At 72.7% G+C, this 15694-nt stretch carries 13 protein-coding genes; 10 read left to right on the top strand and 3 right to left on the bottom strand.

What is annotated here, in order from left to right:
* The first annotated feature begins 164 nt into the window (after positions 1-164).
* Positions 165-2054 carry an AMP-dependent synthetase/ligase gene (locus tag AB0M92_RS35460; RefSeq protein WP_366106474.1) on the top strand — a complete coding sequence of 630 codons (1890 nt, stop codon included), beginning with the start codon at positions 165-167 and terminating at the stop codon, positions 2052-2054.
* A gap of 80 nt (positions 2055-2134) precedes the next feature.
* Entirely contained in the window at positions 2135-3367 is a 1233-nt protein-coding gene (gene hemW / locus AB0M92_RS35455; protein WP_366106473.1) for a radical SAM family heme chaperone HemW, read from the top strand.
* Positions 3368-3512: 145 nt separating this feature from the next.
* On the opposite strand, the gene AB0M92_RS35450 is transcribed toward hemW, so the two are convergent.
* Both AB0M92_RS35450 and AB0M92_RS35445 read right to left on the bottom strand, forming a co-directional pair.
* Positions 3513-4316, bottom strand: a complete 804-nt coding sequence (locus AB0M92_RS35450) for a DUF3097 domain-containing protein (protein ID WP_366106472.1) — start codon at positions 4314-4316, stop codon at positions 3513-3515.
* Positions 4317-4344: 28 nt separating this feature from the next.
* Entirely contained in the window at positions 4345-5070 is a 726-nt protein-coding gene (locus AB0M92_RS35445) for an MBL fold metallo-hydrolase (RefSeq protein WP_366106471.1), read from the bottom strand.
* A 155-nt stretch (positions 5071-5225) separates the two neighbouring features.
* Between AB0M92_RS35445 and hrcA the strand changes: the two genes are divergently transcribed.
* From hrcA to AB0M92_RS35415, 6 genes are all read left to right on the top strand, one after another.
* Complete coding sequence (hrcA, locus tag AB0M92_RS35440) at positions 5226-6242, top strand: heat-inducible transcriptional repressor HrcA (RefSeq protein WP_366106484.1); 1017 nt, start codon at positions 5226-5228, stop codon at positions 6240-6242.
* A complete protein-coding gene (gene dnaJ / locus AB0M92_RS35435; protein ID WP_366106470.1) occupies positions 6243-7382 on the top strand; it encodes a molecular chaperone DnaJ in 1140 nt (379 codons plus the stop codon).
* A 147-nt stretch (positions 7383-7529) separates the two neighbouring features.
* Positions 7530-8621, top strand: coding sequence for a nitronate monooxygenase (locus tag AB0M92_RS35430; protein WP_366106469.1), 1092 nt, complete (start codon positions 7530-7532; stop codon positions 8619-8621).
* The gene (locus AB0M92_RS35425; RefSeq protein WP_366106468.1) at positions 8618-9364 is read left to right on the top strand and encodes a 16S rRNA (uracil(1498)-N(3))-methyltransferase; all 747 of its coding nucleotides are present in this window, start codon (positions 8618-8620) and stop codon (positions 9362-9364) included. The genes AB0M92_RS35430 and AB0M92_RS35425 overlap by 4 nt, the downstream gene beginning before the upstream one ends.
* Positions 9365-9506: 142 nt before the next feature.
* Positions 9507-9866: a histidine triad nucleotide-binding protein gene (locus AB0M92_RS35420; RefSeq protein ID WP_366106467.1), complete on the top strand. Its 360-nt coding sequence runs from the start codon at positions 9507-9509 to the stop codon at positions 9864-9866.
* Positions 9867-9870: 4 nt separating this feature from the next.
* The gene (locus AB0M92_RS35415; protein WP_366106466.1) at positions 9871-10776 is read left to right on the top strand and encodes a ribonuclease Z; all 906 of its coding nucleotides are present in this window, start codon (positions 9871-9873) and stop codon (positions 10774-10776) included.
* On the opposite strand, the gene AB0M92_RS35410 is transcribed toward AB0M92_RS35415, so the two are convergent.
* Complete coding sequence (locus AB0M92_RS35410) at positions 10773-12086, bottom strand: MFS transporter (RefSeq protein WP_366106465.1); 1314 nt, start codon at positions 12084-12086, stop codon at positions 10773-10775. The two genes, AB0M92_RS35415 and AB0M92_RS35410, sit on opposite strands and share 4 nt — an antisense overlap.
* Positions 12087-12367: 281 nt before the next feature.
* Between AB0M92_RS35410 and AB0M92_RS35405 the strand changes: the two genes are divergently transcribed.
* Together AB0M92_RS35405 and AB0M92_RS35400 are read left to right on the top strand one after the other, a co-directional pair.
* Positions 12368-13426, top strand: a complete 1059-nt coding sequence (locus tag AB0M92_RS35405; protein ID WP_366106483.1) for a PfkB family carbohydrate kinase — start codon at positions 12368-12370, stop codon at positions 13424-13426.
* Between the two features lie 139 nt (positions 13427-13565).
* Positions 13566-15683, top strand: coding sequence for a PhoH family protein (locus AB0M92_RS35400; RefSeq protein ID WP_366106464.1), 2118 nt, complete (start codon positions 13566-13568; stop codon positions 15681-15683).
* The last annotated feature ends 11 nt before the right edge of the window (positions 15684-15694 follow it).

Raw genomic sequence — 15694 nt, 5'->3', positions numbered from 1 at the left:
GGGCCCCCACGCTGACGCGCGGGGGCCTGTTTCGTTATGAATCGGCCGCTCGCCGCCCCTTACGCCCTGGCCGGAGGACACCTAGTCTGATCACTGCTCGATGGTTACTCGCCAGTTACAAGCCCCTGAATGACAGGCCCTGCCGCGTGGTCCGGAGGACGTCCGTGAGCGACACACAGACCTTGATCGAGAACCGCCCGCCCACCGTGGCGGCCCTCTTCCTGGAGCGTGTCGCCGCCACGCCGAACGCCGAGGCATACCGGTTCCCGGTGCCCGCGGCCGGCGGCAGCGGCCCCGACGACTGGAAGTCGCTGAGCTGGGGACAGGCCGCCGAGCGGGTCTTCGGCATCGCCGCCGGCCTGCTGGACCTGGGCCTGGGACCCGAGGACCGGGTCGCGCTCGCCTCCAACACCCGCGTCGAGTGGATCCTCTCGGACCTCGGCGTCATGTGCGCCGGCGGCGCGGTCACCACGATCTACCCCAGCACCAACGCCGAGGAGTCGGCGTTCATCCTCTCCGACTCCGCCAGCCGGGTGCTGATCGCCGAGGACGCCTCCCAGCTCGCCAAGGCCCGCGAACGCCGCGCCGACCTGCCCGAGCTCGCCCACGTCGTGGTCGTGGAGGCCGCCGACGCGGTACCGGCCGCCGGCGATCCGGAAGGCTGGGTGCTCTCCCTCGCCGACCTCGAAGCGCGCGGCAACGCGTACCTCGCGAAGCACCCCGAGGCGGTCAAGGAGCGGATCGGCGCCATCACGGCCGACCAGCTCGCCACGCTCATCTACACCTCGGGCACCACCGGCCGCCCCAAGGGCGTACGCCTGCCGCACGACAACTGGTCGTACATGGCCAAGGCCACCGTCGCCACCGGCATGATCTCCAGCACCGACGTCCAGTACCTGTGGCTGCCGCTCGCGCACGTCTTCGGCAAGGTCCTGACCTCCGGCCAGATCGAGGTCGGGCACGTCACCGCCGTCGACGGCCGGATCGACAAGATCATCGAGAACCTGCCGGTCGTCCAGCCCACCTACATGGCGGCCGTCCCCCGCATCTTCGAGAAGGTCTACAACGGGGTCGCGGCCAAGGCCCGGGCCGGCGGCGGCGCCAAGTACAAGATCTTCCAGTGGTCGGTCGGCGTGGCCCGCGAGTACGCCAAGACCACCCAGGACAACTACCGGCGCACCGGCAGCCCCGCGGTCCCCTTCGGTCTCGCGACCAAGCACAAGATCGCCGACGCGCTCGTCTACTCCAAGCTGCGCGACGCCTTCGGCGGCCGGCTGCGCGCCGCCGTCTCCGGCGCCTCCGCCCTGGCCCCCGAGATCGGCTACTTCTTCGCCGGCGCCGGCATCAACATCCTGGAGGGCTACGGCCTCACCGAGTCCAGCGCGGCCTCCTTCGTCAACCCCGGCGAGGCCTACCGCACCGGCACCGTCGGCAAGCCGCTCCCCGGCACCGAGGTCCGCATCGCCGACGACGGCGAGATCCTGCTGCGCGGCCCCGGCATCATGCAGGGCTACCACCTCCAGCCCGAGAAGACCGCCGAGGTGCTGGAGGAGGACGGCTGGCTGCACACGGGGGACATCGGCGAGCTCTCGCCCGACGGCTACCTGCGCATCACGGACCGCAAGAAGGACCTGATCAAGACCTCGAACGGCAAGTACGTCGCGCCGGCCGAGATCGAGGGCCGCTTCAAGGCGATCTGCCCGTACGTGTCGAGCATCGTCGTGCACGGCGCCGACCGGAACTTCTGCGCCGCCCTGGTCGCGCTCGACGAGCCGTCGATCATGGTCTGGGCCGCCGAGAACGGGCTGGAGGGCAAGACCTACGGCGAGGTCCTGGCCGCGGCGGAGACGAACCGGCTGATCGAGACGTACGTCCAGACCCTGAACGAGGGCCTCCAGCGCTGGCAGACGATCAAGAAGTTCCGGATCCTGCCCCGCGACCTGGACGTGGAGCACGGCGACCTCACGCCCAGCCTCAAGCTGAAGCGCCCGGCCGTCGAGCGTGAGTTCAAGCACCTGATCGACGAGATGTACGAGGGCTCGCGCGAGGCGTAGCGCGGCGGCGGGCGGTACGAGGGGCCCGGGGGCGCCGGTGGGCGGCCGGGCCCCCGGCCGCGGTGCGGGACAATGGGGGCATGCCTTCCGCACTGCCCGACGGTGAACCCATGCCCGAAGACGGCTCGCTGCCGTCGCACGCCCTGGCGGGCGCCGGGGACCGGCCCCTCGGGTTCTACCTGCACGTCCCGTACTGCGCCACGCGGTGCGGGTACTGCGACTTCAACACGTACACCGCGACCGAGCTGCGCGGCACCGGCGGCGTGCTCGCCTCCCGGGAGAACTACGCCGACACCCTGATCGACGAGGTCCGCCTCGCCCGCAAGGTGCTCGGCGACGACCCGCGGGCCGTGCGGACGGTGTTCGTGGGCGGCGGTACGCCGACGCTGCTGCCCGCCGCGGACCTGGTACGGATGCTCGCGGCGATCCGGGACGAGTTCGGGCTGGCCGAGGACGCCGAGGTCACCACGGAGGCCAACCCGGAGTCGGTGAACCCCGAGTACCTGGCGGAGCTGCGGGCCGGGGGATTCAACCGGGTCTCCTTCGGCATGCAGAGCGCCAAGCAGCACGTCCTGAAGGTGCTCGACCGCACCCACACCCCCGGACGGCCGGAGGCCTGCGTCGCCGAGGCGCGGGCGGCGGGCTTCGAGCACGTGAACCTGGACCTGATCTACGGCACGCCCGGCGAGACCGACGAGGACTGGCGGGCTTCCCTGACCGCCGCGCTCGGAGCCGGACCGGACCACATCAGCGCGTACGCGCTGATCGTGGAGGAGGGCACCCAGCTGGCCCGGCGGATCCGCCGCGGCGAGATCCCGATGACGGACGACGACGTGCACGCCGACCGGTACCTGATCGCGGACTCGGTGATGGCCGAGGCCGGGTACGACTGGTACGAGGTCTCGAACTGGGCCACCTCGCAGGCCGGCCGCTGCCTGCACAACGAGCTGTACTGGCGCGGCGCGGACTGGTGGGGCGCGGGTCCCGGGGCCCACAGCCACGTGGGCGGGGTCCGCTGGTGGAACGTGAAGCACCCCGGCGCGTACGCGGCGGCGCTCGCGGAGGGCCGCTCCCCGGGCGCGGGCCGCGAGCTCCTCTCCGAGGAGGACCGCCGGGTGGAGCGCATCCTGCTGGAGCTGCGCCTGGTGGACGGCGTACCGCTGTCCCTGCTGGCCCCGGCCGGCCTGGCGGCCTCCCGCCGCGCCCTGGCCGACGGCCTGCTGGAGCCGGCTCCGTACGAGGCGGGCCGCGCCGTGCTGACCCTGCGCGGCCGGCTCCTGGCCGACGCGGTGGTCCGCGATCTGGTGGACTGACCTCACGGACGAGTGAATCGGTGCGGGTACGGGCAGGTGCGACCCTGCCTGCTCGTGGCCTCCTGCCGCGCGTGCCCGCGGCCGGCGGCGTGCCCGCACGTCCGATCGTGGACCCCCACCATGGGATTCGGCACCCTGCCGTGGCTCAGAGCGGTGCTGTCACGAAGTCGATCAGTTCCTCCACGCGGCCCAGCAGGACCGGCTCCAGGTCCTTGTAGGACCGCACGCGGGACAGGATGTGCTGCCAGGCGGCGCCGGTGTTCTCCGGCCAGCCCAGCGCCCTGCAGACGCCCGTCTTCCAGTCCTGGCCCGGCGGGACCACCGGCCACGCGGGGATGCCCAGGGCGGACGGCTTCACCGCCTGCCAGACGTCCACGTACGGGTGGCCGACGACCAGGACGTCGGGCGAGGTCACCGAGGCCGCGATACGGGACTCCTTCGAACCCGGCACCAGGTGGTCCACCAGTACGCCCAGGCGGGCGTCGGGGGCCGGGGCGAAGTCCGCGACCACCGCGGGCAGGTCGTCGACGCCCTCCAGGTACTCCACCACCACGCCCTCGATCCGCAGGTCGTCACCCCAGACCCGCTCCACGAGCTCCGCGTCGTGCCGGCCCTCCACGTAGATCCGCCCGGCCCGCGCCACGCGCGCACGCGCCCCCGGGACCGCCACCGAGCCCGAGGACGTGCGCAAGGGGGCCGCGGGGGCCCGTGAGGGGCGGGTCAGGGTCACCACGGCGCCCTCCAGCAGGAACCCCCGCGGCTCCAGCGGGAACACCCGCCGCTTGCCGAAGCGGTCCTCCAGGGTCACGGTGCCCGCCTCGCACGCCACCACCGCCCCGCAGAAGTCCGTACCCGCCACCTCGACCACCAGGTCGGTGTCGGCCGGCACCTCCGGCACCGGCTTGGGGCGCTTCCACTGCGGGGTCAGGTCGGGGGAGTACTCGCGCATCCGGCCGAGCGTAGGAGAGCGCGCGCCCTCACGTGACCGACACGCCGAACCGCCGTGCCAGTGTGTCGCGTTGCTCACGGACGAAGTCCGCCGTGACCACCGCTCCGTGACCCGGCACGTACAGCGCGTCGTCCCCGCCCAGCGACAGCAGCCGGTCCAGCGCCGCCGGCCACTGCGCCGGCACCGCGTCGCTGCCCGCCTGGGGCTGCCCCGACTCCTCGACGAGGTCCCCGCAGAACACCGTCTCGCGCTCGCCCGGCACGCACACCGCCAGGTCGTACGGGGTGTGCCCCGGTCCGACGTTGGCCAGCAGTGCCTGCACCCCGCCCAGCTCCAGCGTCCATTCGCCCGACACGTGGTGCCGGGGCACCACCAGCAGGTCCACGGCCTCGGTCGCCTCGGCCTCCGCGAGCCCCTGCCGGACCGCGTCGCCGCGCAGCTCCTCCCGGCCCGTCGCCAGCTCCGCGTCCAGCCCCACCGCCCCGTACACCTCGGCCCCGGCGAACGCGCCCGCACCCAGTACGTGATCGAAATGGCCGTGCGTGAATGCGATATGCGTCACGCGCCGGCCGGTCAGCCGCTCCGCCTCCGCCCGCAGCTGCGCGCCTTCGCGTACGCACGAGCCCGGGTCGATCAGGAGCACCGACTCGTCCCCCACCACCAGTCCCACCGTGCAGTCCCACACCGGGAGCCGTCGCCGCCCGGTCCGCCCGGTCAGCCGCTCCCAGCCCGCCTCTTCCCAATGCACGTCCATGCCGCGACGCTACCCTGGCGGGCCGCCCTTGCCAGGGGCTGACTACCCGGCCGTACACTGGCCGGGGGATCTCTGGCACTCGAACGCCCGGAGTGCCAACGAAGCAGATGAAACCGACCACGACGAGCCACGACGACCAGCTGGAGGTGTGCGCGATGCTGAGCGAACGCAGACTTGAGGTGCTGCGCGCCATCGTCCAGGACTACGTCGGGACGGAGGAGCCGGTCGGCTCCAAGGCGCTCACCGAGCGGCACCGGCTCGGCGTCTCGCCCGCCACCGTGCGCAACGACATGGCCGTGCTGGAGGAGGAGGGCTACATCGCCCAGCCCCACACCAGCGCCGGCCGGATCCCCACCGACAAGGGCTACCGGCTCTTCGTCGACAGGCTGGCGGGGGTCAAACCCCTGTCGACGCCCGAGCGCCGTGCGATCCAGAACTTCCTCGACGGCGCCGTCGACCTCGACGACGTCGTCGGCCGCACCGTGCGGCTGCTCGCGCAGCTCACCCGGCAGGTCGCCGTCGTCCAGTACCCGAGCCTGACCCGTTCGACGGTGCGGCACGTGGAACTGCTGTCGCTGGCTCCGGCCCGGCTCATGCTCGTGCTGATCACCGACACGGGGCGGGTGGAGCAGCGTCTGGTCGACTGCCAGGCGCCGTTCGGCGAGAGCTCGCTGGCCGATCTGCGGGCGCGGCTCAACAGCCGGGTCGTCGGCCGTCGGTTCACCGACGTGCCGCAGCTCGTGCAGGACCTGCCGGAGTCCTTCGAACCGGAGGACCGCGGCACGGTGTCGACCGTGCTCTCCACGCTGCTGGAGACGCTGGTCGAAGAGGCCGAGGAGCGGCTGATGATCGGCGGGACCGCCAATCTCACGCGCTTCGGACACGATTTTCCCCTGACGATCAGGCCGGTGCTCGAAGCGCTGGAGGAGCAGGTCGTGCTCCTCAAGCTGCTGGGCGAGGCCAACGAGTCGGGAATGGCCGTACGGATCGGGCATGAGAATGCCTACGAGGGACTGAACTCCACGTCCGTCGTCTCCGTCGGCTACGGTTCGGGCGGCGAGACAGTCGCCAAACTCGGCGTGGTCGGACCGACCCGCATGGACTACCCCGGAACGATGGGAGCGGTACGCGCAGTGGCACGTTACGTCGGACAGATCCTGGCGGAGTCGTAAGTGGCCACGGACTACTACGCCGTTCTCGGCGTGCGCCGCGACGCATCGCAGGACGAGATCAAGAAGGCCTTCCGCCGCCTCGCGCGTGAACTCCACCCGGACGTGAATCCGGATCCGAAGACGCAGGAGCGCTTCAAGGAGATCAACGCGGCCTACGAGGTGCTCTCGGACCCGCAGAAGAAGCAGGTCTACGACCTCGGCGGCGACCCGCTGTCCTCCTCGGGCGGCGGCGCGGGCGCGGGTGGCTTCGGTGCGGGCGGCTTCGGCAACTTCTCCGACATCATGGACGCCTTCTTCGGCCAGGCCTCGCAGCGCGGACCGCGCTCGCGGACCCGCCGCGGCCAGGACGCCATGATCCGCCTCGACCTGGAGCTGGACGAGGCCGCCTTCGGCACGACCAAGGACATCCAGGTCGACACGGCCGTCGTCTGCACCACCTGCTCCGGCGAGGGCGCCGCCCCCGGCACCTCGGCGCAGACGTGTGACATGTGCCGCGGTCGCGGTGAGGTGTCGCAGGTCACCCGGTCCTTCCTGGGCCAGGTCATGACCTCGCGTCCCTGCCCCCAGTGCCAGGGCTTCGGCACCGTGGTCCCGACCCCGTGCCCCGAGTGCGCGGGCGACGGCCGGGTCCGCTCCCGCCGCAGCCTGACGGTCAAGATCCCCGCCGGTGTCGAGAACGGCACCCGGATCCAGCTCGCGGGCGAGGGCGAGGTCGGCCCCGGCGGCGGCCCCGCCGGCGACCTGTACGTGGAGATCCACGAGCTCTCGCACCCGACCTTCCAGCGGCGCGGGGACGACCTGCACTGCACGGTGACCATCCCCATGACGGCCGCGGCCCTGGGCACCAAATGCCCGCTGGAGACCCTGGACGGCATGGAGGAGATCGACATCCGGCCCGGCACCGGGTCCGGCCAGTCGATCCCGCTGCACGGGCGCGGCGTCACGCACCTGCGCGGCGGCGGCCGCGGCGACCTGATCGTCCACGTCGAGGTCACCACCCCCGGCAAGCTGGACGCCCAGCAGGAGGAGCTGCTGCGCCAGCTCGCCAAGCTGCGCGGCGAGGAGCGGCCCACGGGCCAGTTCGCGCCGGGGCAGCAGGGCCTGTTCAGCCGCCTGAAGGACGCCTTCAACGGCCGCTGACCGGCCCGTCGGCAGACGTACGAGCCCGGTCCGGGGATGCCCCGGACCGGGCTCGTCGCATCGGTGCGGACGCCGCCGGTGAAGCGGACTATGCCAGGCGAATGCGGTGATTCGGCCCGGTGGGCGGGACATGGCACGATGCAGGGCATGTCCTCCGCACCGTACGGTCTCTCCCCCTACCCGATCGTGCAGGCTCCCATGGCGGGCGGCGCCTCCTGTCCGCCGCTGGCCGCCGCCGTGTGCGAGGCGGGCGGCCTGGGCTTCCTGGCCGGCGGCTACAAGACGGCCGACGGCATGTACCAGGAGATCAAACAGCTGCGCGCGCTGACCCGGCGCCCGTTCGGCGTGAACCTCTTCATGCCGCAGACCGGGTACGTGGACCAGTCGGCCGTGGAGGCGTACCGCGGGCAGCTGGCGGGGGAGGCCAGCTGGTACGAGCTGTCCCTGGCCGACGAGGACATCATCGGCACGAGCGACGACGGCTACGACGCCAAGCTGGCGATCCTCCTCGAAGACCCGGTCCCCGTGGTCTCGTTCACCTTCGGCTGCCCCGCGCCCGTGGTCCTCGCCGCCCTGCGCCAGGCCGGTACGTACTCCGTGGTCACCGTCACCTCGGTCGACGAGGCCCGCGCCGTCCAGGCCGCGGGCGCCGACGCCCTCTGCGTCCAGGGCGTGGAGGCCGGCGGCCACCAGGGCACCCACCGCGACGACCCGCAGGCCGACGGCACGGCGGGCGTGGGCCTGCTCGCGCTGGTGGCGCAGGTACGGGAGGCCGTGGCGCTGCCGATCATCGCGGCGGGCGGGCTGATGCGGGGATCGCAGATCGCGGCGCTGCTGGCGGCGGGCGCGGGGGCGGCGCAGCTCGGCACCGCGTTCCTGGCCTGCCCCGAGTCGGGCGCGCATCCGCTGCACAAGCGGGCCCTGACGGACCTCCTGTTCCCCCACACGGAGCTGACCAGGGCGTTCTCGGGGCGGCCGGCGCGGGGACTGGTGAACCGGTTCATGCGGGAGCACGGGCCGTACGCCCCGGCCGCGTACCCGCAGATCCACCACATGACCAGCGGACTGCGCAAGGCGGCCGCAGCGGCCGGGGACCCGCAGGGCATGGCCCTGTGGGCGGGCCAGGGACACCGGCTGGCGCGGGCGCTGCCCGCGGGGAAGCTGGTGGAGGTGCTGGCGGCGGAACTGGCCGAGGCACAGAGTGCATTGAAGTCGATGAACAACAGGAGTACGTCATGACCGCCCCCGTGTTCGTGGTCGAAGAGGTCCCCGCGGGGCCGGAGTTCGTGCTCGACGGCCCGGAGGGCCGGCACGCGGTGTCCGTGAAGCGGCTGAACCCCGGTGAGGACGTGGTCCTCACCGACGGGCGCGGTCACTGGACGGAGGGCGTGGTCAAGGCCGCCGAGGGCAAGGACCGGCTGGTCCTCATGGACTTGAACCTCGTCCGGGAGGAACCGGAACCGGCCGTACGGATCACCGTCGTCCAGGCCCTCCCCAAGGGGGACCGCGGCGAGCTCGCGGTCGAGACGATGACCGAGACCGGCGTGGACGCGATCGTCCCCTGGCAGGCCTCGCGCTGCATCACCCAGTGGCGCGGCGAGCGCGGAGCCAAGTCCCTGGCCAAATGGCGGGCCACGGCCCGGGAGGCGGGCAAGCAGTCCCGCCGGGTCCGCTTCCCGGAGGTGGCCGAGGCCATGTCCACCAAGCAGGTCGCGGCGCTGCTGGCCGGGGCCGACCTGGCGGTGGTCCTCCACGAGGACCGGGACACCCCCTCGGGGGCCCTGGCCACGGCCGAACTCCCGGCCGCGGGCTCCATCGTCCTGGTCGTCGGACCGGAAGGCGGGGTCTCCCCCGAGGAGCTGGCCGCCTTCGCGGAGGCCGGCGCCCACCCCTTCCGCCTGGGCTCCTCTGTGCTGCGCACCTCCACCGCCGGCACCGCGGCGACGGCCGTCCTGCTGGCGCGCACGGGCCGCTGGTCCTGACCCCCGGCCCCCGGCCGGCCCGGGTCCCGGTCCGGTCGAAACGCACATGAGGGCGTCGGCGGCGCCGGATACGATGCCGGGGCTGATCATCGTCGGCTCCGGCGGGCCGTCCGCCGGAGCCACTGTCTCGGAAGGCGAAGCAATGGCCGGGGAACCGCAGGCGGACTGCCTGTTCTGCAAGATCGTCGCGGGGAGCATCCCGGCGACCGTGGTCCGGGAGACCGCGACGACGTTCGCGTTCCGGGACATCAACCCGCAGGCGCCCACGCACGTCCTCGTGATCCCCAAGGTGCACTACCCCGACGCCGCCTCCCTCGCCGCAGCCGAACCGGCCGTCGCCGCAGACCTGCTGCGCGAGGCCGGGCGCATCGCGGCCGAGGAGAAGCTCGACGACCACGGCTACCGCGTGGTGTTCAACACCGGCGCCGGCGCCGGCCAGACCGTCTTCCACGCCCACGCGCACGTCCTCGGCGGCCGCGGCCTCCAGTGGCCCCCCGGATAACCCGGTGTCCGTACGAGAGTTCGTGGTGCTGGGCACCGCCAGCCAGGTGCCCACCCGCCACCGCAACCACAACGGCTACCTCCTGCGCTGGGACGGCGAGGGCATCCTCTTCGACCCGGGCGAGGGCACCCAGCGCCAGATGCTGCGCGCCGGGGTGGCCGCGCACGACATCAACCGGATCTGCGTCACCCACTTCCACGGCGACCACAGCCTCGGCCTCGCCGGGGTGATCCAGCGCATCAACCTGGACCGGGTCCCGCACCCCGTCACCGCGCACTACCCGGCCTCCGGGCAGAAGTTCTTCGACCGGCTCCGGTACGCGACCGCCTACCGGGAGACCGTCGCGCTCCGCGAGGAGCCCGTCGCCGCGGACGGGCCGCTGGCCGAGGGGCCCTCGTACGTCCTGGAGGCGCGCCTGCTCTCGCACCCGGTGGAGTCCTTCGGCTACCGGCTCACCGAACCGGACGGGCGCCGCATGGTGCCCGGACTGCTCGCGCGGCACGGGATCAAGGGGCCCGACGTGGGCCGGATCCAGCGCGAGGGGCGCCTCGGCGGGGTCACGCTCGACGACGTCAGCGAGCACAAGCCGGGGCAGAGCTTCGCCTTCGTCATGGACACCCGGCTGTGCCCCGGCGTGGACGCGCTCGCCGCGGGCGCCGACATGCTGGTGATCGAGTCCACGTTCCTCGACGAGGACGAGGCGCTCGCCACCGACCACGGCCACCTGACCGCCGGTCAGGCGGCGCGGGTGGCACGCGAGGCGGGCGTCCGTCACCTGGTGCTGACGCACTTCTCGCAGCGCTACTCGGACCCCCGGGAGTTCGAACGCCAGGCCCGCGAGGCCGGTTTCGAGGGCGAGCTCACGATCGCCGCGGACCTCGTACGGGTTCCCCTGCCGAAGCGCGGTTAGACGGTAGAGGCGTCCCGCTCGCGGTTGCGGGTGCGGGAGCGGCGGGCCGCCGGGGAGAGCAGCAGGACCCGGCGGGGCCTTCCGGCTTCGGCCGTGACCGCCGGAGCGGGGATCTCGATGCGGAGTTCCGGTTCGACGGCCGCGGTCGCGGTCGTGGCCGCGACCGCGACCGCCGGGCCTTTGCCCGCGTGCAGCGCCACCGCGGTCAGCGGCCCGGCCACGGCCAGCAGCAGCCCGCCCAGCACCAGCCCCATGCCCGCAAGCCCGAAGGCCTCGGCGAGCAGGCTGCCCACCACCGGCCCGCAGGCCGTGCCCAGCGAGGAGGCGGCCCCCGCGAACACCGCCCAGCGGCCGCGCGGATCCAGGGCCGCCGCGAGGCCGATCAGGTACGAGAGGACGACCGGGTAGACCGCGTTCCACAGGATCTCCCCGGCGGCGAAACCGGCGAGCCCGTCCGCGGACGCGGTCAGCACCACGCAGCCCGCGATGGCCGCCGTGCCCGCGCCGATCGGGAGCGCCCGCCCCAGCCGGGTGCCGAACGCGGAGGCGCCCGTGACCCCGAGCAGGCCCGCACCCAGCGCCACCGCGAAGACGACGCCCAGCGTGGCCTCGGACAGCCCCGCCTGCTCGGCGCCGATCCGCCCGCTGACTCCCCACAGGGCCTCCTGGGTCAGTGACCAGAACAGCAGGCAGCCCGCCAGGACCGCCCCGGCGCGCGGGTACGGCGGCCGCCCGGAGTTCCGTACGGCGGCCGGACCGGGACGGGTCGGCCCGCCGAGCCGGCCGGTGGCCGGCCAGGCCAGCGCCGCGACCAGGGCGATGGCCGCGAACGGCAGCCCGTGCCCGCCGCCGAGGTGCGGCAGGGTCAGGTACAGGGCCCCCGCGGTCGCCGAGACCGACAGCAGCCCGAGCGAGGAGATCCGGTGGGGATCACGGTGTCCGGCGATCCCGGCGGCGGCCACGGCGGTGGCGCTGCCGGAGCCGAAGCCGCCGACCACCACGCCCGCGACCACCAGCGGGAGCAGCGTGGTCGAGGCCGCCGCGCCGTAGCCCAGGACGGCGAGCAGCAGTCCGAGCCGTGCCAGTGGGCGCGGTCCGCGGCGGGGGATCCGGGAGGCCAGGGTGAATCCGGCGGTGGCGGAACCGAGCAGCAGGGCCGTGCCGACGAGCCCGGCCTGGGCGGGGCTCAGCGGGAGGTGGGCGTCGAGGCGTCCGACGACGGTGGGGAGCAGGTAGGGGGCGACGTACCCGGCCGTGAAGAGGGCCACCAGGGGCCAGACGGCGGGCGGCGCGGGGGTGGTGTCGGACACGGCTCTTCCCGGTGATGCGCAGGTGGGACGGGATTTCCGCGAGGCCGCGGGCCCCTTGTCTATCAAGTGCTCCGCGACCCGGAGAAGAGCGCCACGAGAGTGATGTGCGACACACTGTGTTTTGGCCCTGCCCGGGGCGGGCAAGGCTGCCAGCTTTCCCCTGCATGCCCGCTTGCGGAAACGAGCATTCGCACCAGAGCCGGGAGTACACCGTGACCAGTCGGGACAGCCTCACCAGCCGCAGCGCAGACCTGGACGCGCTCGACAGCGCAGCCGCAGACCTGGACCCGCTCGGCCCGCTGCGGGACCCCTTGGAGCCGGGGTTCGACGTCTACCTGACCGGCACGGTCTTCCTCGACATCATCTTCACCGGCCTCGACTCGGCCCCGGTGCGCGGTACGGAGTCCTGGGCGCGCGGCATGGGCTCCAGCCCCGGCGGAGTGGCCAACATGGCCACCGCCCTGGCCCGGCTCGGCCTGCGCACCTCGCTGGCGGCCGCGTTCGGCGACGACCACTACGGCGAGTACTGCTGGGACGCGCTGGAGCAGGGCGAGGGCATCGACCTGTCGATGTCGCGGACCGTCCCCGGCTGGCACAGCCCGGTCACCGTCTCGATGGCGTACGAGGGCGAGCGCACGATGGTCTCGCACGGCCACGAGGCCCCGCCCCCGGCGGGCCCCGGGCCGTTCCCGCAGTGCCCGCCGCGCACCCGGGCAGCCGTGGCCTCGCTGGCGCGGGGGCGGGCGGAGCCGTGGATCGCGGAGGCGGCGCGCTGCGGGGCGCGGATCTTCGCAGACGTGGGATGGGACGAGAGCGGCCGCTGGGACCTGGCGGCCCTGCCGGACCTGGAGCACTGCGAGGCCTTCCTGCCGAACGCGGGGGAGGCGATGCGGTACACGCGGACCGACTGTCCGAGAGCCGCGGCCCGGGCGCTGGCCGAGAAGGTGCCGGTCGCGGTGGTGACGATGGGCGCGGAGGGTTCGTACGCGGTGGACGGGCGGACCGGGGAGACGGCCGAGGTCCCCGGGATCGCGGTGGAGGAGCTGGACCCGACGGGGGCGGGGGACGTCTACGTGGCGGGATTCGTCACGGCCACCCTGGCGGGGTGGCCGCTGGCGGACCGGCTGGCCTTCGCGGGGCTGACGGCGGCCCTGTCGGTCCAGGAGTTCGGCGGCTCCCTGTCGGCCCCGGGCTGGCCGGAGGTGGCCCACTGGTGGCGCACGGCCCCCGAGGTCCTGCGGCCGCGCTACGGGTTCCTGGACGCGCTGGTCCCGCCGGGCGGCGAACCGGCCTCCCGGCGCCGGGCGGTCCCGACCATCGGCTTCCGCCACCCCGTCTAGGACCGGCCCGGGAGGCGTGCGGGGCGGGGTGGAAAACCCCTCGGGGATGGCGCGGCGGAGTCGTACCCTTGGTACTCCGGAGGTCGTCGATCGGCGAGGCCCCTCAGCGGGAGGTATGTGCAGGCCACAGTGCCGGCCCATGACTCAGACACCCACAGCCCAGAACCCGGCGCCGGGGCAGGCGCGAGCCCACTTCACCGTTCCGTCCAGGCATCCGATGGTCGCGGTGCTCGGCTCTGGTGACGCCCTGTTGCGCGTGATCGAGAAGGCCTTTCCGAAGGCCGACATCCATGTTCGGGGCAATCAGGTCAGCGCGGTCGGAGACGCGGCGGAAGTCGCTCTGGTCCAGCGCCTTTTCGACGAGATGATGCTGGTGCTCCGCACCGGGCAGCCGATGACGGAGGACGCAGTGGAACGCTCGATCGCCATGCTCAAGGCGAGCGGCAACGGCAACGGCCCGGACGAGACTCCGGCGGAGGTGCTCACCCAGAACATCCTCTCCAGTCGCGGTCGCACCATCCGCCCCAAGACCCTCAACCAGAAGCGGTACGTCGACGCGATCGACAAGAACACGATCGTGTTCGGCATCGGCCCCGCCGGTACCGGCAAGACCTACCTCGCCATGGCCAAGGCGGTCCAGGCCCTGCAGTCCAAGCAGGTCAGCCGGATCATCCTGACCCGGCCGGCGGTCGAGGCGGGCGAACGCCTCGGCTTCCTCCCGGGCACGCTCTTCGACAAGATCGACCCGTACCTGCGCCCGCTGTACGACGCGCTGCACGACATGATCGACCCGGACTCGATCCCCCGCCTGATGGCGGCGGGCACGATCGAGGTCGCACCGCTGGCATATATGAGGGGCCGCAGTCAGCCGGTCTTCACGAACGTTCTGACACCGGACGGCTGGCGACCCATCGGCGATCTCCAAGTGGGTGACCTGGTTGTCGGATCGAACGGCGAGCCGACCCCCGTCCTCGGCGTCTACCCGCAGGGCGAGAAGGACGTCTACCGTGTCACGGCCCAGGACGGCTCCTGGACCCTGGCCTGCGCTGAGCATCTCTGGACGGTCAGGACACGCGACGACGAGCGCCGCGACAAGCCGTGGCGGGTCCTGGAGACCCAGGACATGATCGGCAACCTCCGGGCGGGGCACGCCCGCCGCTACGAGCTGCCGATGCTCACCGCGCCTGTCGAGTTCCCCGTGCGTGAGGTCCTCGTGGACCCGTACGCGCTCGGGCTGCTGCTCGGGGACGGATGTCTGACCGGCTCGACCACCCCGTCGTTCTCCACGGAGGACGAGGAACTCGTCCACGCACTGGAGGCTGCGCTCCCAGGTGTGACCGTCCGGCACAAGGGCGGTTCCGACTACGTCCTGAACCGCGTCAAGTCTCCCGGTGACGTGGTCACCCTGGAGAATCCCGTCACCAGGATCATGCGCGAACCGGACCTGCTCGGCAGCCGTTCGCACTCCGAGTTCGTGCCGGACGACTACCTGTTCAACACGGCGGAGGTCCGTCTCGCCGTGCTCCAGGGGTTGCTCGACTCCGACGGCGGCCCGGTCGTCCAGAAGGACCGGACCTGCCGGATCCAGTACTCCACGGCGTCGATCGTCCTGCGGGACGACGTGATCGCTCTCGTCCAGTCCCTCGGCGGCGTCGCCTACACCCGCCGCCGCGCGGCCGAGGGGCGCGAGCAGGGCAGCGCACTGGCCGGTCACCGCGACGCCGCGCACGTCGTCGACATCCGCCTGCCCGAGGGCATCGAGCCCTTCCGTCTCGCCCGCAAGCGGGACGCTTACGACGCGGCCGGCGGCGGCGGGCGCCCGATGCGGTTCATCGACTCGATCGAGCCCGCGGGGCGGGAGGAGGCGGTGTGCATCCAGGTGGCCGCCGAGGACTCGCTGTACGTCACGCAGGACTACCTCCTGACGCACAACACCCTGAACGAGGCGTTCGTCGTGCTCGACGAGGCGCAGAACACCACCGCCGAGCAGATGAAGATGTTCCTGACCCGGCTCGGGTTCGACTCGAAGATCGTCGTGACCGGTGACATCACGCAGATCGACCTGCCGGGTGGTGCCAAGAGCGGTCTGCGTGAGGTCCAGAAGATCCTGGAGGGGGTCCCGGACATCCACTTCTCGCGGCTCACGTCCGAGGATGTCGTCCGGCACAAGCTGGTCGGCCGTATCGTCGATGCGTACGAGAAGTACGACGACAGCCAGGACGCCCAGCAGTCCCGGAACGGCTACCAGCGGAAGTAGAACCCAGCGCA

The organism is Streptomyces sp. NPDC051582, from assembly GCF_040681715.1.
In the GTDB taxonomy this organism is placed as follows: domain Bacteria; phylum Actinomycetota; class Actinomycetes; order Streptomycetales; family Streptomycetaceae; genus Streptomyces.
Note: the sequence above shows the minus strand (reverse complement) of the source record. Positions and strands in the feature narration are given on the sequence as shown.

Bases quoted from the DNA above. Each gene is read 5' to 3' on its own strand.
- hemW (WP_366106473.1), top strand. From the start codon at position 2,135: ATGCCTTCCGCACTGCCCGACGGTGAACCCATGCCCGAAGACGGCTCG.
- AB0M92_RS35450 (WP_366106472.1), bottom strand. From the start codon at position 4,316: ATGCGCGAGTACTCCCCCGACCTGACCCCGCAGTGGAAGCGCCCCAAG.
- AB0M92_RS35445 (WP_366106471.1), bottom strand. From the start codon at position 5,070: ATGGACGTGCATTGGGAAGAGGCGGGCTGGGAGCGGCTGACCGGGCGG.
- hrcA (WP_366106484.1), top strand. From the start codon at position 5,226: ATGCTGAGCGAACGCAGACTTGAGGTGCTGCGCGCCATCGTCCAGGAC.
- AB0M92_RS35430 (WP_366106469.1), top strand. From the start codon at position 7,530: ATGTCCTCCGCACCGTACGGTCTCTCCCCCTACCCGATCGTGCAGGCT.
- AB0M92_RS35425 (WP_366106468.1), top strand. From the start codon at position 8,618: ATGACCGCCCCCGTGTTCGTGGTCGAAGAGGTCCCCGCGGGGCCGGAG.
- AB0M92_RS35420 (WP_366106467.1), top strand. From the start codon at position 9,507: ATGGCCGGGGAACCGCAGGCGGACTGCCTGTTCTGCAAGATCGTCGCG.
- AB0M92_RS35400 (WP_366106464.1), top strand. From the start codon at position 13,566: ATGACTCAGACACCCACAGCCCAGAACCCGGCGCCGGGGCAGGCGCGA.